This is a genomic window from Mesorhizobium sp. M2A.F.Ca.ET.039.01.1.1 (genome assembly GCF_003998035.1).
Lineage (GTDB): Bacteria > Pseudomonadota > Alphaproteobacteria > Rhizobiales > Rhizobiaceae > Mesorhizobium.
The window spans coordinates 1-1,000 of sequence record NZ_RZRY01001272.1 but is presented as its reverse complement, the minus strand read 5'-3'; the positions used below and the strand labels follow the sequence as shown (position 1 = coordinate 1,000).

The window sequence follows — 1,000 nt, the reverse complement described above, 5'->3', positions numbered from 1 at the left end:
CGAGATAGGTGATCGAGTTGGTGAAGGGCGCCAGCGCGATCGCGTCGGAGCCCAAAAACATCTCGCCCTCGCCATGGCCGACGGCCAGAGGCGGACCGTTGCGGGCGCCGACGATCAGGTCCTCGTCGCCCTGGAACATGATCGCCAGCGCGAAGGCGCCGGACAGCCGCTTAAGCGCCGCATGCGCAGCCTCCACCGGCTTCAGCCCTTTGGCTAGCTCGCGCGCCACCAGATGCGCCACGACCTCGGTGTCGGTCTGCGAGGCGAAGCTGTAGCCGTCGCGGGTGAGCTCGTCGCGCAGCTCGGCGAAATTCTCGATGATGCCATTGTGGACGATGGCCACACCGTTGGAAAAATGCGGATGCGCGTTGGTCTCGTTGGGCACGCCATGCGTGGCCCAGCGCGTGTGGCCGATGCCGATCGTGCCGTCGAGCGGCTCGTCCTTCAGGCGGCGTTCGAGATTGATGAGCTTGCCTTCGGCGCGGCGGCGACCAAGTTCGCCCTTCTCGATGGTGGCGACACCGGCCGAGTCGTAGCCCCGATATTCAAGCCGCTTCAGCGCGTCGACGATGAGCGGCGCGACCTGCGAATGGCCGACGATTCCAACGATACCGCACATGGCGCTTACCCCCGATTCCCAGCGGAAAACCCGGCGTTATCTAGGGGTTGCCGGCCTGCCGCGAAAGTCACTTTGCGTTTCGTTCCATGTCAGCGGAACGGTCTTTTGCTCCATGCACCATGCCAGACGGCGCTTGCAATCCAGTTACCTGAACCGCTCGGGTTCAGGAAGCGCTGAAACGCTATTCCGCTGCCTTCTTCCTTGCCGCTGCGGCCGAGGCGAAGCGCTCGCGCAATTCCTTGCCCTTGCCGGGGATCGTCTTCTGGCGGGCACGGCCGAAAGCCAGCGCATCGTCGGGCACGCTTTCGGTGATCACGCTGCCCGAGGCGATATAGCCGCCCTTGCCGATCGTGACCGGCGCCACCAGCGAGGAATTGGAGC

Annotated in this window: 2 pseudogenes; both read right to left on the bottom strand. The window is 64.7% G+C overall.

The window, feature by feature from the left end:
* A pseudogene (locus EOA24_RS39215) lies at positions 1-619 on the bottom strand (glutamine--fructose-6-phosphate aminotransferase); the annotation flags it as partial.
* Positions 620-800: 181 nt separating this feature from the next.
* Positions 801-1,000 (bottom strand): annotated as a pseudogene (gene glmU, locus EOA24_RS39210) (bifunctional UDP-N-acetylglucosamine diphosphorylase/glucosamine-1-phosphate N-acetyltransferase GlmU); the annotation flags it as partial.